Below are 14,412 nucleotides of genomic sequence, written 5' to 3' on the forward strand. Positions count from 1 at the left end.
ACTGAAACCAGTTGCAGGCGGCGCGAGCGTACGGCGCGCCCCAAGGCTTTCATGGCGCGCGTCATGGTGTGATCTCCCGGCTGATGGCGTCTTCCTGACGGTTCAGCGCCCAATACTGGGAACGCACCAGCGCGCCGCCCTGAGCTCGCGCCAGCACGTCCTGCCGCCAGCGCACCTGCGCCACCTGATGCTGCAGCGCGGCGGCCCGCCAGGGTGTGAGGGCGCCGGTCCATCTTGCGTAGGCAATGCGCTGATCGAGATGATTGGCGCGTTGGAGCACTTCGGCACGCGCCGGATGGGCGGCCTGCCAGGGTGTTTCGGCCATGGCCAACGGCGCAGTGAGCAAAGCGCTGGCAGCCAGCAGACCGAGCGCCAACGGCTTCCAGTGCCCGGCGTTTTGTTGGGAATGATGCAGAAAAGAATGCATGATGGACTTCCTTTGAAATTCGACGAGAAGGATGGCGGCCGTGTCGAATCAACGAAAGTCCTGCCTGCCCGGTGACAACTGCACCGCACGCAGTTGTCACCGCTTGTATCGCGTCAGCGGCTTGCTGCGGGCAGCCCCAGCACGCGCGCACCCGGCCGGATGCCGTGCTGCGCAAACCAGTGCAGCGGGGTTTCCAGCGCATAGCGCACATCGGTCTGGCCGCAGTGCACGTCTTCGGTCTGGGGCTGCATGTCGGCGAGGTTGACAATGCGGCCGTCCGTGGCGATGAAGGCGACCGAAAGGGGAATGAGCGTGTTTTTCATCCACATGCAAACCGGCTGAGACTCGGCAAACACAAACACCATGCCGCGATTCGTGGGCAGGCTGCGGCGGTTCATCAGCCCGGTCTGCTGCTGCTCGGGGGTAGAAGCCACTTCGGCGGTGAGGGTGTGGCCGCCGATCTGCAGGCGCACCAGCGGCAGCCCGGTATTGACCTCGGGCTGCGCGGCCCAGGCCGCGCTGGAACTGGCCAGTACAAAAGCCAAGGCGATGCGGTGAATGAAACGAGACTTGTGCATGGTTCGGTCCTTGTTCGGTGGCGTTCGTCAATCGCGCTGCAACAGGCACACCGCGCTGGCGGAGATGCCTTCGCCCCGGCCGACAAAGCCCAGACGCTCGGTGGTCTTGCCTTTGACGTTGACCTGCGCCGCGTCCAGTTCCAGCAGCGCGGCGATGCGCTGGCGGATGGCGTCGCGGTAGGGCGCAAGCTTGGGTGCCTGTGCAATGACGGTGCAGTCCACATTGCTGATCGCCCAGCCTTGTGCCAGCACGCTCTGGCGCGCCTGCCGCAGCAGTTCGCCCGAATCTGCGCCCTGGTAGCGCGCGTCGGTATCGGGGAAATGCTGGCCGATGTCGCCCAGCCCGGCCGCGCCCAGCAAGGCATCGGTGATGGCGTGCAGCAACACGTCGGCATCGGAATGGCCGAGCAGGCCGAGGGGATGGGGGATGGTCACGCCGCCGATGATGAGTTTGCGGCCGGGAACGAGAGCGTGGACGTCATAGCCCTCGCCGATACGGATTTGCGTCATGGGTTGGCTCCTGCGCGCGCGGCGAGCAAGGCCTGCGCGAGTTCGAGGTCGGGGGAATAGGTGATCTTGAAATTCCACGACGCGCCGGTGACCAGCAACGGATGCGCGCCCTGGCGCTCCATCGCACCGGATTCGTCCGTAGGTGGCGCGTTGACAATGATCGCCGCCCGCAGCGCCTCGCGCAGCGCGCCGATGCGAAACATCTGCGGCGTCTGTGCCAGCCAACGGCCCTCGCGCGGCTCGGTGCAGGCCACGCGGCCTGCGGAATCGGCGGCCTTGAGGGTATCGGGCAGGGGCAGCGCCAGCAGGCCGCCGACGTCATCCTCCAGGCAGGCATCGATCAGGCGGTCGATCAGCTCGGGGGTGATGCAGCAGCGCGCGGCGTCGTGCACCAGCGCCCAGTCGCTCACGTCGGCGCCGGAAGCGAGCAAGGCCTCCAGCCCGCCGAGCACGCTGTGCGCCCGAGTCGCGCCGCCGCGTGGCAACAGATGCAGCCGGGGATCGGGCTGCAGGGCGTCGGCCGCCCAAACGTCGCCCTCCTGCACCACCACCGATACCGAGGCGATGCGCGGCGTCTGCAGAATAGCCCGCACCGTGTGCTGCACCACCGACTCGCCCAGCAGACGCCGGTATTGCTTGGGCGCATCGCCAGGCAGGCGCGAACCGCTGCCGGCGCTCGGAATAACGGCATGGCAACGGGAGGGTCGGGCGGGGGAGGCGGGCGATATTTGCATCAAGACACACGGGCGCCCACGACTTTGGGCGAAAATTTGAACAATGTCTATTGTCCATGCCCTGCGCGCGCAAGTGCCCGCGCTCAAGCCCGGCCAGCGTGTGAGCTGGCCGCTTCCCGCCGGAAGTGCCGATGCCCTGCTGCTGGCCGAGTTGTGCGCGCCGCGCGATGACGCCGCGCCCTGGCTCGTCGTCACCGCAGGCGCAGCCGATGCCCAGCGTCTGCTCGGCGAGTTGCAGTGGTTCGCCCCGCAGTTGCGCGTCGGCTTGCTGCCCGACTGGGAAACCCTGCCTTACGACAGCTTTTCGCCGCACCAAGATTTGATCTCCGAGCGGCTAGCTACGCTCTGGGCCATCCACAACCAGCAGATCGACGTGGTCATCGCCCCGGCCAATACCGCCATCCAGCGGCTGGCCCCGCCCGAGTTCCTCGCGGCCTACACCTTCGATTTCCGCCAAGGTGAGGCGCTCAACGAAGCCGCGCTGCGCGCCCAGCTCGTTCTGGCCGGGTACAACCACGTCAGCCAGGTGATGGCCCCGGGCGAATACGCGGTGCGCGGCGGCCTCATCGACCTGCATCCCATGGGCTCGCCCGTGCCCTACCGCGTCGATCTGTTCGGCGACACCATCGACGCCATCCAGGCCTTCGACCCCGACACCCAGCGCAGCCTCTACCCGGTCAAGGAAGTGCGACTGCTGCCGGGCCGCGAATTTCCGCTCGACGATGCGGCGCAGAAGCGCTTTCGCGCCCGCTGGCGCGAGGTGTTCGAGGGCGACCCCAGCCGCAGCCCGCTTTACAAAGACATGGGAAGCGGCGTAGCCGGGCCCGGCATCGAGTACTACCTGCCGCTGTTCTTCGAGCACACCGCCACCCTGCCCGACTATCTGGGCGAACGTACCCGCGTCGTGCTGCATGGCGAAATTTCCACCGCCATCCAGAAGTTCTGGGCCGATACGCAGGAGCGCCACCGTCTGTTGCGGCACGACCCGGAGCGCCCCGCCCTCGCTCCCGACCAGCTCTTCCTCAGTGAAGAGGCGTTCTTCAGCCGCATCAAGCCCCTCGCCCAGCTTGCGCTGCGGCCCAAGGCCGATGCGCCGCAGACCGACAAACCCACCAGCGCCGAGCTACCCGACATCAGCGCCGACCGCCGCGCCACCCGCCCGCTGGCGCGCCTGGCGCAATGGTTGGAAGAGGGCCGCCCGCAACACCGGCGCGCGCTGCTGCTGGCCGAATCCGCCGGCCGCCGGGAAACCCTGCGCGAGCTGTTGCAGGAGTCCGGCTTGTCGGCCCAGCCTGCGGAAAGCTGGGACGAATTCGTACAGGGCACCACCGGCTTCGCCCTGGCCGTCGGGCCGCTGGCGCGGGGCTTCGCGCTGCCCGCCGACCGCTTGGCCGTGCTCACCGAGACCGAGCTGTTCGCCCTCAACCCGGCCCAGCGCAGGCGCCGCAAGCAAGAGCAGGCCAGCAATGTCGATGCCCTGATCCACGACCTCGCCGAGCTGCAGCCCGGCGACCCGGTGGTGCATGCCAACCACGGCATCGGCCGCTATCAGGGCCTGGCCGAGCTCGATCTGGGCGACGGCCCCGCGGAGTTTCTGCATCTGGTCTATGCGAACGATGCGGTGCTGTACGTGCCTGTGTCGCAACTGCATCTCATCGGCCGCTACAGCGGCGCGGCGCAGGAAGACGCACCGCTGCACACCCTCGGCTCGGGCCAGTGGGACAAGGCCCGGCGCAAAGCTGCCGAACAGGTACGCGACGCCGCCGCCGAGCTGCTCAACATCTACGCCCGCCGCGCCGCACATCAGGGCCATGCCTTCCGCTATTCGCCGCAAGACTACGAGGCCTTCGCCGCGAGTTTCGGTTTCGAGGAGACGCCCGATCAGGCCGCGGCCATCCATGCGGTGGTGCAGGACATGATCTCTCCCAAGCCGATGGATCGCCTGGTCTGCGGCGACGTCGGCTTCGGCAAGACCGAAGTCGCGCTGCGCGCCGCGTTCGTGGCGGTGATGGGCGGCAAGCAGGTGGCCGTGCTCGCGCCCACCACCCTGCTCGCCGAGCAGCACTGCGAGACCTTTCGCAACCGCTTCGCCGACTGGCCTGTGCGCATTGCCGAGATGTCGCGCTTTCGCAGCACCAAGGAGATCAGCGCCGCGCTCGACGGCTTGGCGCGCGGCACGTTGGACATCGTCATCGGCACCCATAAGCTGCTGTCGCCCACGGTCAAGTTCCACCGGCTCGGCCTGGTCATCGTCGATGAGGAGCACCGCTTCGGCGTGCGTCACAAAGAGGCGCTCAATGCCATGCGCGCCTCGGTCGATTTGCTCACCCTCACCGCCACGCCCATTCCGCGCACCCTGGGCATGGCGCTCGAAGGGCTGCGCGATCTGAGCGTGATCGCCACCGCGCCGCAAAAGCGCCTGGCGATCAAGACCTTCGTGCGCAGCGAAAGCGGCGCGGTGATGCGCGAGGCCATCCTGCGCGAAATTAAGCGCGGCGGTCAGGTGTACTTTCTGCACAACGAAGTCGAGACCATCGAAAACCGCCGTCGCCAGCTCGAAGAACTGGTGCCCGAAGCGCGCATCGAAATCGCCCACGGCCAGATGCACGAGCGCGATCTGGAACGGGTGATGCGCGACTTCCACGCCCAGCGTTTCAACATTCTGCTGTGCACCACCATTATCGAAACCGGCATCGACGTGCCCAGCGCCAACACCATCGTTATGGCGCGGGCCGACAAGTTCGGCCTGGCGCAGCTGCACCAGTTGCGCGGCCGCGTCGGGCGTTCGCATCACCAGGCCTACGCCTATCTGCTGGTGCCCGATGTGCAGAGCCTGACCAAGCAGGCCGGACAACGGCTCGAAGCCATTCAACAGATGGAAGAACTGGGCTCGGGCTTCTATCTGGCCATGCACGACCTGGAGATTCGCGGCGCCGGCGAAGTGCTGGGCGAGCAGCAATCGGGCAATATGCAGGAGATCGGCTTCCAGCTCTACAACGACATGCTGAGCGAGGCCGTGAAGGCGCTGCGCGCAGGCCGCGAGCCCGACCTGCTCAACCCGCTGGGCGTGACCACCGAGATCAATCTGCATGTGCCCGCCCTGCTGCCGAACGACTATTGCGGCGACGTGCATGCCCGGCTTTCGCTCTACAAGCGTCTGGCCAGCGCCGCCACCAGCGCCCAGCTCGACAGCGTGGCCGAGGAAATCGTCGATCGCTTCGGCCGCCTGCCGCCACCCGCGCAGGCGCTGGTGGACACGCACCGTCTGCGGCTGATCGCGCAGGGCTACGGCATCACCAAGATCGACGCTGCCGAAGAAGTGGCCATCCTGCACTTCCGCAAGGACGCCCCGGTGGACGCCGCCCGCATCATTGACCTCATCCAGAAAAACCGCCACATCAAGCTCACCGGCAACGACCGCCTACGCATCGAACGCCCGACCAAAGACGCCACGCAGCGCGCCCAGCTCATCCGCGACACGCTCAAGCAACTCGGCGCGCCGCGGGCCGAGGTGGCGATTGCCTGAGGCGCTGGCGTAAAGTCCGACGTAAACCTCCCAACAGCCCTATCGCATCCGCACACACCATGTACCACCTCGTCATTCAGCGCCACACCGCCCCGCTCTCGCAAGACAACCTCGACCATCTCTGCCACATCGCCGCGCCAATCAGTCTGGAAAAATTTGCCGACGACCGCGGCCCCAACCGCGGCCATAACGGCGCCCGGCTGCGCGACATCCGCAGCGCCGGCCCCGGCATGCGCCGCACCCTCGACAGCTACTGCCGCGAGCACCATATCGACTGGGCCATCATCCCCGCCGGGCTGCATCTGGGCGACTTCAAGCTGCTGGCCATGGACATGGACTCCACGCTGATCAACATCGAGACCGTCGACGAAATCGGCGCCGCCGTCGGCAAGAAAGACGAGATCGCCGCCATCACCGCGGCCGCCATGCGCGGCGAGATCGCCGACTACGCCACCAGCCTGCGCCAGCGCGTCGCCCTGCTCTCCGGGGTGCCGCTTGCCTCACTCGACAAGCTCTACACCGACACCCTGCGCCTGAACCCCGGCGCCGAAACTCTGCTGGCCGCAGCCCAGGCGGCCGGGCTGAAAACCCAGCTCGTCACCGGCGGCTTCACCCACTTCACCGACCGGCTGAAACAGCGCCTGGGCTTCGACCGCGTGGCCGCCAATGTGCTGGGCGTGAAGGGCGAGGCACTCGACGGCACACTCATCGGCGACATCATCGACGGCGAAGCCAAGAAAAAGGCCGTGCTCGCCTTCTGCGACGACCTGGGCTGCGATCCCGGCGAAGTGCTGGTGATAGGCGACGGCGCCAACGACCTGCCCATGATGAACGCGGTGGGCATCAGCGTGGCCTACCACGCCAAACCCAAGGTGCGCGAAGCGGCCACCGCTGCCATCGACCATGGCGGCCTCGACAGCCTGCTGCACTGGTTTGAATAAACGCGCCTCAAAGCCGCATTACGGCAGCATCACGGCAGGCTGATTGCCGGATACTGCGATCCCGCCATCGCCCCCACGGCCGCGCCCAGCGCTGCCGCTGCAGTCTTGCCATTGCCGTGGCCGAAGCGTGATCCAACCAGCCCGCCGACCACCCCGCCGATCACCGTACCCGGCGTGATCTGCGTGGCATAGGGATTGGCCGCATTGGCCCCCACCACCGCGCCCAGCGCCGCGCCCGTGGCCGCCATGGCCGTGCGGCCGTTGCCCGCACCGAAGCGCGAACCGATCAACCCGCCCGCCACTGCCCCCAGCGCCGCCCCCGGCAAGGCCGATTGCGCCACCGGTGCGGGTGCGTAGCCCGGCTGCGCCGTGTAGGCGGGTTGCTGCACATAGGCCGGTTGCTGCACATACTCGGGCGGCGCCGCCGCGTACCCGCCGGCATACCCCGGCTGGGCATAAGGCACATAACCCGGCTGCTGATAAACAGGTTGCTGATAGCTCGGCTGCTGCGCAGGCGCATACGCCGTGGAATAGGACGGCGGTACGACAGCGCAACCGCCCAGTAGTGACAACAACACTGCGCCGCTCATCAACAGACTTGGCCGAAACATGATGGGTTCCCCGTAAAGTTAGGTTATGCAGCCTCAACGGAGTTTGGGCGCTGTTGGGTGACAACGCTTAGAACATTTGTTGCATCGCTTGCCGCAAGTCGTCGATCAGGTCTTGCGGGTCTTCGAGGCCGATGGCCAGTCGCACCAGACCGCCAGCGTGTGACCAGTGGGTCGACGGGCGCATCAGTTGCACGTCGTAGGGCACGGCCAGGCTGACCGGGCCGCCCCAGGAATAGCCGATCTTGAAGAGCTGCAAGGCGTCGACGAAGGCATCGACCTGAGCGGCGGTGTAGCGCGCATCGAACACCACGCTGAACAACCCGGCTGCGGCGGTGCAGTCGCGCTGCCAGTGCGCGTGGCCGGGGCTGCCGGGCAGCGCCGGGTGGAGCACCTGCGCCACCTGGGGCTGGTCTTGCATCCACAACGCGATGCGCCGCGCGCTGGCGTCGTGCGCGGCATAGCGCAGCGGCAGGGTATGCAGGCCGCGCAGCACCCGGGCGACGTCGTCTGCGCCCACGCCCAAGCCGAGCCGCATGTGGGTGAGCAGCAGGCGCTCGTGCAGGGCATCGTCGCGGGTGGTCACGCTGCCCATGAGCAGGTCGGCGCCGCCGCTCTGGTATTTGGTGAGGGCCTGCATCACCACGTCCACGCCGAGATCGAAGGGCTGCAGCGCGATGCCGGCAGCCCAGGTGGCGTCGATGGCGGTGAGGATGCCGTACTGCCGTGCCACGGCAATGAGTCCGCGCAGATCGGGCATTTCCATCGTGACCGAACCCGGCGCTTCCAGCCAGAGAAGCCGGGTTTGCGGCGTGATCAGCTTGGCGAGTTCTTCAGGGGTGCAAGTGGCTTCGTAGAGTTGGTGCTGAATGCCCCAAGCCCCGAGAAAGCGCTCGGCCAGTTCGCGGCTCGGGCCGTACACATTGCCCGGCAACAGCACCGTGTCGCCTTGCTTCAACAAAGCGAGATCGACCAAGGCGATGGCCGAAAGACCCGAGGGGCAGAGTACGCAGTGGCGCCCGCCATCGAGCGCGGCCAGACGCTCTTCCAGGATGAACGTGGTGGGGGTGCCGTGCAGCCCGTAGGTATAACCGGCCTTGCTGCGCCAGTCGCGCGCGCGCATCGTCGCCACATCCGGGAAGATCACGGTGGAGGCATGGTGCACGCCGGGCTCCACCGCACCAAAACCGGCTGGAGGTTGATACGGGTGATGTTGCAAACGGGTGGACAAATGTTGCATTTCGGAGGGCGACTGGGGTTTTTGGTCTAATTGGGGCTCTTGTTGACTCGACATGGAATGGGCTCCGCGATGTTTGGATCTTGTTTTGCGGGTTTGCGTAGGCGATAAGCCCGCGGCGCAAACCAACGTGAAGCATAGGCCGAATGCCAGCCCGCTCCGACACCCACTCCTTGGATCCTGACCCTGCGTCTTTGTTACCCGGCCCTTTGTTCCCTAAGCTCTGTGCCGGGTTTGCAACCACCGCCCAGCGCTCTGCGCAGCCCTTGCGCACCCGCCGCCCCGCCTGCCCGATCTTGCCCTGTGCCTCTTTGCATCTTCGCTGGGCCGCAGCACAGGCGACTGCTTTTTTCCGTGTTTCGTCCGCTCTGGAGCGCCCGTCATGGAAGTGCTGATTCTGTTCGGTCTGATTCTGCTCAATGGTCTGTTCGCCATGTCGGAGATCGCGCTGGTCACGGCGCGCCGTGCTCGCCTGACCGCGCTGGCGGAGGCCGGCAATGAAAACGCCCGCACCGCGCTGCATCTGTCCGAGCAACCCACGAGGCTGCTGTCCACGGTGCAGATCGGCATCACCTCCATCAGTGTGCTCAACGGTATTTTGGGCGAGGCGGCGTTTTCCGAGCCGGTGGCCAACTGGCTGATCTCGCTGGGTCTGCTGCCCAAGTTTGCCGGGGTGTCGGCCACGGCCATCGTGGTGCTCATCATCACCTTCGCCTCCATCGTCATTGGCGAGCTGGTGCCCAAGCGGCTGGGGCAACTCGCGCCCGAGCGCATCGCCATGGTGATGGCGCGGCCCATGACCTGGATCGCCCGCGGCGCGGCGCCCTTCGTCAAGCTGCTGTCCATTTCCACCGACCTGCTGCTGACCTTGCTGCGCGTGCGCCACAACACCATGCCGCAGATGACCGAGGCCGAGATCAACGAGGTGCTCGAAGAAGGCTCGGACGCCGGGGTGATCGAGGAGCAGGAGCACGAGATGGTGCGCAATGTGTTCCGCCTCGACGACCGGCAGATCGCCTCGCTGATGACGCCGCGCAACGAGATCGAATATCTCGACGTCGATCAGCCGCTGAGCGAAAACCTGAACAAAATCGCGCAGTCGACGCATTCGCGCTTTCCGCTGGTCAAACGCGGGCTGGAGGAAGTGGTCGGCATCGTCTCGACCAAGGATTTGCTGGGCCGTTTCATCCGCCGCGAGGGTATCGACGATCTGAGCAAGGCCGCCGTACCCGCGACCTTCGTGCCCGAAAGCCTGACCGGGCTGGAGCTGCTGCAGACCTTCCGCCAGAGTCCCGAGCACACCGCCGTGGTGATCGACGAATACGGTCAGACCATGGGCATCGTGACCGTGCAGGACTTGATGGAGGCCATTGCAGGCGAGTTCAAGTCGCATCCGTCCGAAGAACCCTGGGCGATACAGCGCGAAGACGGCTCTTGGCTGATGGACGGCCTCATCACCGTGGAAGACCTCAAGACCCGCCTGGGCCTGGCCCGTCTGCCCGACGAGGAAAAGCAGCGCTACAACACCCTATCGGGCATGCTCATGCTACTGCTCGCACGGCTGCCGGCCACTGGCGACATCGTGCAGTGGGGCGACTGGACTTTCGAGATCGTCGATATGGACGGCAAGCGCATCGACAAGGTGCTGGTGCAGCGCCGCCCCACCGAAGCCGCAGACGAATTCTCCGACCCCGGCGAAGGACGCGACTCGCGGCTTTGAATATAGGTGCGGCTCCCGCCACCGCGGACACCGCACCCGTGCTGCTTCTGATCTCACCCCATGCTGCACGACGCCCTGCTCCTGCTGCCGGACTTCATCCTGATCGTGCTGGGGCTGCTGCTCGTGCGCTTCACCGCGCTCAACCGCAACGTGTGGGACGGGGTGGAACGGCTGGTGTATTTCGTGCTGTTTCCAGCGCTGCTGTTTTCCACCACCAGCCGCGGCCATGCCAGTCTGGGCGACACGCGGGACTTCGTCATCGCGGGAGCGGCCATGCTGCTCATCGGCATCGGCCTGTCGTATCTGGCCTTCTGGTCGCGCAAGGCCGACCGGCGTTGCGTGGCCAGCGGTGTGCAGACCGCCTTTCGCTTCAATTCCTACATTGCCCTGGCCGTCGCCGATCGGGTGGGCGGCCCGCCCGCGGTGTCTTTGGTCGCGGTGCTCATCGCCGTGGGGGTGCCGCTGTGCAATGTCGCGGCGGTGTGGGCGCTGGCGCGTCATGCGCAAAGCAATGTCTGGCGCGAACTGTTGCGCAACCCCCTGCTCATCGCCACCGTGGCCGGGCTGACGGTGCACAGCCTCGGCCTGTCGCTGCCCGAGCCCATCGTGCCCGCGCTGGATCGGCTCGGCCATGCCTCCATCGCACTAGGGCTGATGACCGTGGGCGCCGGTCTGCAATGGCGCGGCCTGCACCGGGAATTGCCGGTGGGCCTGTGGTTTTTGAGCATCCGGCACCTGCTGCTGCCCCTGTCTGCGATGGCGCTGGCTTGGGCGTTTGCACTGCCGCCGCTGCAGGCCTTGGTGCTGGTGCTGTTCGCCGCCATGCCCACCGCGTCGAGCGCCTACGTGCTGGCGGCCCGCATGGGCGGTGACGGCCCCTACGTGGCCGGCCTGGTCAGCCTGTCCACCGTACTCGGCGCCTTCTCCATTCCGGTCTTTCTCGCCGTGATGCAGCATTGATTTATTTCCGATTTTCAGCCTTGTGATGTAACGCATACTGAGTGTTTCAGTGTGGTTTACAGTGAGATGACATTTTTGCCATGTATCCTTCAAGGATTGAAATGACACTCACTTCCCTGTCTAACATGCCGAATTTCCACGTTATTTTCTGGAGACACGCCGAGGCCGAAGACGCCGCGGGCTCTGCGCAGGGCGACGAGGTCGATCTGCGCCGCAACCTCACCAAGCAAGGCCGACGCGACGCGGCCCAGGTCGCCGGCTGGATCAAATCGCAGTTACCCAAACCCTGGACGGTGATTTCCAGCCCCGCCCAGCGCGCGCGCCAGACTGCGCAACATCTCAACGACTATCCGGTGATCGACCCGCGCCTGCGCCCGGAATCGTCGATGGAGGAACTGCTCTCGGTGGTGTCCGAATTTCCGCGCGAAGGCGGTGCGCTGGTGCTTGTGGGCCATCAACCCATCCTCGGCCGCGCCGGGCTTTACTGGATCACCGGCTGCGACCAGCAGTTCTCATTGCGCAAAAGCGGCCTGCTCTGGGCGGTGGAACGCAGCCGCGAAGTCGGCATCCAGCGCAGTCTGCGCGCCTGCGTCAGCGCGGATTTGCTGGGCGATTGAGGCCCTGCTCACAACTCGTCAGCTTGCTTGCACTGTCACACCAAATTCACGAGACCTTCACTGAACTGTCACGGCACGTTCTTATCTTTCACTCAAGAAAGCGCAGGGCCGACCCAAGTTTTCTTGACCCCCACGGGGGGCGGGCTGGGCCTAGCCCTGCCCTGGGGGCTCCTATCCGATATGGAGGAAAGACCATGTTCGACGACGAACACGCGCGTCCGCTGGACAGGCGCACTGAGCACAACGCGGCGGGCCTGAACGCCGCAGCCGGACAAGCCTCGCAGAGTCTCAGCGTCGCCTGGGCGCGTCATGGCGACGAAGTGCGCGAGGCGCAGCGCCTGCGCTACAAGGTGTTCGTCGAAGAAATGGGCGCGCAGATCAAAACGCCCGAGCCCGGCCTCGACATCGATCTGTTCGACGCCTACTGCGACCACCTGCTGGTACGCGACGGCGACGGACGCCTGATCGGCACCTACCGCGCCCTGCCCCCGCATCAGGCCAAACGCGTGGGTACGCTCTACACCGAAACCGAATTCGATCTCACCCGCCTGTATCACCTCAAGCCCCGCCTGCTTGAAATCGGTCGCTCCTGCGTGCACCGCGACTATCGCAGCGGCGCCGTCATCATGGCGCTTTGGGGCGGCATCGCCAACTATATGCAACGCCACGGGCTCGATGCGCTGATCGGCTGCGCCAGCATGTCGATGCGTTGCGGCGGACATACCGCCGCCAGCCTCTGGGCGCAACTGCAGAAAAGCCATCTGGCCGCGATCGAAGACCGGGTGCACCCGCGACTTGCCCTGCCGGTGCAGCACCTGCGGCAAGACCTCGCGGTGGAGCCGCCGCCGCTGCTCAAGGGTTATCTGCGTGTCGGCGCCAAAGTGTGCGGCGCGCCCGCTTGGGATCCGGACTTCGGCGTGGCCGATTTCGCCTTACTGCTGCGTCTGAGCCAGGTCAACCGGCGCTACGCGCGGCATTTCCTCGGCGAGTAAGCGCCGCGTCAACTCGTTCTCACCATGTCCTGCGGCCGCACCCAGCGGTCATAGTCTTCCGCACTCACCAGCCCCGAGGCCAGCGCTGCTTCGCGCAGGGTGCTGCCGCTGTGGTGGGCCGACTTGGCAATGGCCGCCGCCTGGTCGTAGCCGATGTGCGGCGCCAGCGCGGTAACAAGCATCAGCGAACGCTGCATCAACTCGGTGATGCGCGCCCGGTCGGCCTCGATGCCGCGCGCCAGATGATGATCGAAGCTGTTCATCGCATCGGCCAGCAGCCGCAGGCTTTGCAGCACGTTGTGCGCGATCAGCGGCTTGAATACATTGAGCTCGAAATTGCCGGAAGCCCCGCCGATATTGATCGCCACATCGTTGCCGAACACCTGCGCGCACACCATGGTGAGCGCCTCGCACTGCGTGGGGTTAACCTTTCCCGGCATGATGGAACTGCCCGGCTCGTTCTCGGGAATGCGAATCTCGCCCAACCCGCTGCGCGGCCCAGACGCCAGCCAACGCACATCATTGGCGATTTTCATCAGTGCCGTCGCGAGCGTTTTGAGCGCACCGTGCAGGAACACCAGCGCCTCATGCCCGGCGAGCGCGGCGAACTTGTTCTCGGCGCTGGTGAACGGCAGCCCGGTCTGCCGCGCCAACTCGGTGGCCACGCGCACGCCGAAAGACGCATGGGTGTTGAGCCCGGTGCCCACCGCGGTGCCACCCACGGCCAGTGCATAGACCGGCCCCAGCGCGGCGTCGACGGCGCGCCTTGCCAGATCGAGTTGGGCGACGTAGCCCGAAAATTCCTGCCCGAGGGTGAGCGGCGTGGCGTCCTGCAAATGGGTGCGGCCGATTTTGACGATGTCGGCGAAAGATTCCGCCTTGGTCTGCAGGGTGGTGCGCAAGGCGATGAGTGCGGGCAGCAGATATTGCACGGTCTGCGCAGCGGCGGCCACATGCATGGCCGTGGGGAAAATGTCATTCGACGACTGCCCCATATTGACCTGATCGTTGGGATGCACGCTGCGCGCCAGACCCACGCCACCGCCCAGCAGCACCGAGGCGCGGTTGGCCAGCACCTCGTTCATGTTCATATTGGTCTGCGTGCCCGAGCCGGTCTGCCAGACCGCCAGCGGAAACTCGTCGGGATAGCGCTCGGCAATGACCTCATCGGCCGCCTCGATGATGGCCTGCGCGGTACGCAGATCGAGTTTGCCCAACTCGGCATTCACGCCAGCGCAGGCCCGCTTGACCAGCGCCAACGCGCGGATGAACTCGCGCGGCATCTGCTCGGTGGAAATGGCGAAATGCTGCAGCGAACGCTGCGTCTGCGCCCCCCACAGATGCGCCTCGGAGACTTCGATGGGACCGAACGAGTCGGTCTCGATCCGGTTGCCCTCGCTGGGTTCGATCAACTGCTGGGTAGTGTTGCCGTTACGGTTCATGCGTCGTCTCCCGCGTGTATTTCTAAGTTTGTAGCGCCTGCGGCCCAGCATTGCCAGTGGCGAGGTTGTGACCGCATCATTCAGCCATCTCGCTGGGGTAAAGTTTGGTCGTCCGATTTG

Annotated in this window: 13 protein-coding genes; 6 read left to right on the forward strand and 7 right to left on the reverse strand. The window is 65.8% G+C overall.

The genetic code is table 11. The annotated features are described in order from the left end of the window. Window positions 1-61: 61 nt before the first annotated feature. The 4 genes from B3H47_RS09700 to ispD form a co-directional block, all read right to left on the reverse strand. Entirely contained in the window at window positions 62-427 is a 366-nt protein-coding gene (locus B3H47_RS09700; protein WP_286986844.1) for a hypothetical protein, read from the reverse strand. A gap of 113 nt (window positions 428-540) precedes the next feature. Continuing rightward, window positions 541-1,005, reverse strand: a complete 465-nt coding sequence (locus tag B3H47_RS09705) for a DUF192 domain-containing protein (RefSeq protein ID WP_286986845.1) — start codon at window positions 1,003-1,005, stop codon at window positions 541-543. 27 nt (window positions 1,006-1,032) lie between these two features. Next, on the reverse strand, window positions 1,033-1,515 hold the full coding sequence (gene ispF / locus B3H47_RS09710) for a 2-C-methyl-D-erythritol 2,4-cyclodiphosphate synthase (protein ID WP_286986846.1): 483 nt from the start codon (window positions 1,513-1,515) through the stop codon (window positions 1,033-1,035). Then, window positions 1,512-2,249, reverse strand: a complete 738-nt coding sequence (ispD, locus tag B3H47_RS09715) for a 2-C-methyl-D-erythritol 4-phosphate cytidylyltransferase (RefSeq protein ID WP_286986847.1) — start codon at window positions 2,247-2,249, stop codon at window positions 1,512-1,514. The genes ispF and ispD overlap by 4 nt, the downstream gene beginning before the upstream one ends. Window positions 2,250-2,292: 43 nt before the next feature. Here ispD and mfd point away from each other — a divergent pair, with 43 nt between their 5' ends. Together mfd and serB are read left to right on the forward strand one after the other, a co-directional pair. Continuing rightward, window positions 2,293-5,775 carry a transcription-repair coupling factor gene (gene mfd / locus B3H47_RS09720; protein ID WP_286986848.1) on the forward strand — a complete coding sequence of 1,161 codons (3,483 nt, stop codon included), beginning with the start codon at window positions 2,293-2,295 and terminating at the stop codon, window positions 5,773-5,775. Between the two features lie 59 nt (window positions 5,776-5,834). Further along, on the forward strand, window positions 5,835-6,716 hold the full coding sequence (gene serB, locus B3H47_RS09725; protein WP_286986849.1) for a phosphoserine phosphatase SerB: 882 nt from the start codon (window positions 5,835-5,837) through the stop codon (window positions 6,714-6,716). Window positions 6,717-6,745: 29 nt separating this feature from the next. Here serB and B3H47_RS09730 read toward each other — a convergent pair whose 3' ends face one another. Continuing rightward, window positions 6,746-7,327, reverse strand: a complete 582-nt coding sequence (locus tag B3H47_RS09730; protein ID WP_286986850.1) for a glycine zipper 2TM domain-containing protein — start codon at window positions 7,325-7,327, stop codon at window positions 6,746-6,748. Between the two features lie 67 nt (window positions 7,328-7,394). Further along, window positions 7,395-8,618, reverse strand: a complete 1,224-nt coding sequence (locus tag B3H47_RS09735; protein ID WP_286986851.1) for a cystathionine beta-lyase — start codon at window positions 8,616-8,618, stop codon at window positions 7,395-7,397. A 325-nt stretch (window positions 8,619-8,943) separates the two neighbouring features. On the opposite strand from B3H47_RS09735, the gene B3H47_RS09740 reads away from it, so the two are divergent. From B3H47_RS09740 to B3H47_RS09755, 4 genes are all read left to right on the forward strand, one after another. After that, window positions 8,944-10,281 (forward strand): hemolysin family protein, encoded by a 1,338-nt coding sequence (locus tag B3H47_RS09740; RefSeq protein WP_013106074.1) that lies wholly within the window; start codon window positions 8,944-8,946, stop codon window positions 10,279-10,281. A gap of 60 nt (window positions 10,282-10,341) precedes the next feature. Further along, the gene (locus B3H47_RS09745; RefSeq protein ID WP_286986852.1) at window positions 10,342-11,241 is read left to right on the forward strand and encodes an AEC family transporter; all 900 of its coding nucleotides are present in this window, start codon (window positions 10,342-10,344) and stop codon (window positions 11,239-11,241) included. 101 nt (window positions 11,242-11,342) lie between these two features. Beyond that, the gene (locus tag B3H47_RS09750; protein ID WP_156055129.1) at window positions 11,343-11,858 is read left to right on the forward strand and encodes a SixA phosphatase family protein; all 516 of its coding nucleotides are present in this window, start codon (window positions 11,343-11,345) and stop codon (window positions 11,856-11,858) included. Between the two features lie 194 nt (window positions 11,859-12,052). After that, a complete protein-coding gene (locus B3H47_RS09755; RefSeq protein WP_276731602.1) occupies window positions 12,053-12,850 on the forward strand; it encodes a GNAT family N-acetyltransferase in 798 nt (265 codons plus the stop codon). An 8-nt stretch (window positions 12,851-12,858) separates the two neighbouring features. Here the strand turns inward: B3H47_RS09755 and fumC are convergent, their stop codons facing one another. Further along, window positions 12,859-14,292: a class II fumarate hydratase gene (gene fumC, locus B3H47_RS09760; protein ID WP_156055126.1), complete on the reverse strand. Its 1,434-nt coding sequence runs from the start codon at window positions 14,290-14,292 to the stop codon at window positions 12,859-12,861. Window positions 14,293-14,412: the final 120 nt, after the last annotated feature.

The organism is Thiomonas sp. UBA7699, assembly GCF_002482605.1.
Classification (GTDB): Bacteria; Pseudomonadota; Gammaproteobacteria; order Burkholderiales; family Burkholderiaceae_C; genus Thiomonas; species Thiomonas arsenitoxydans.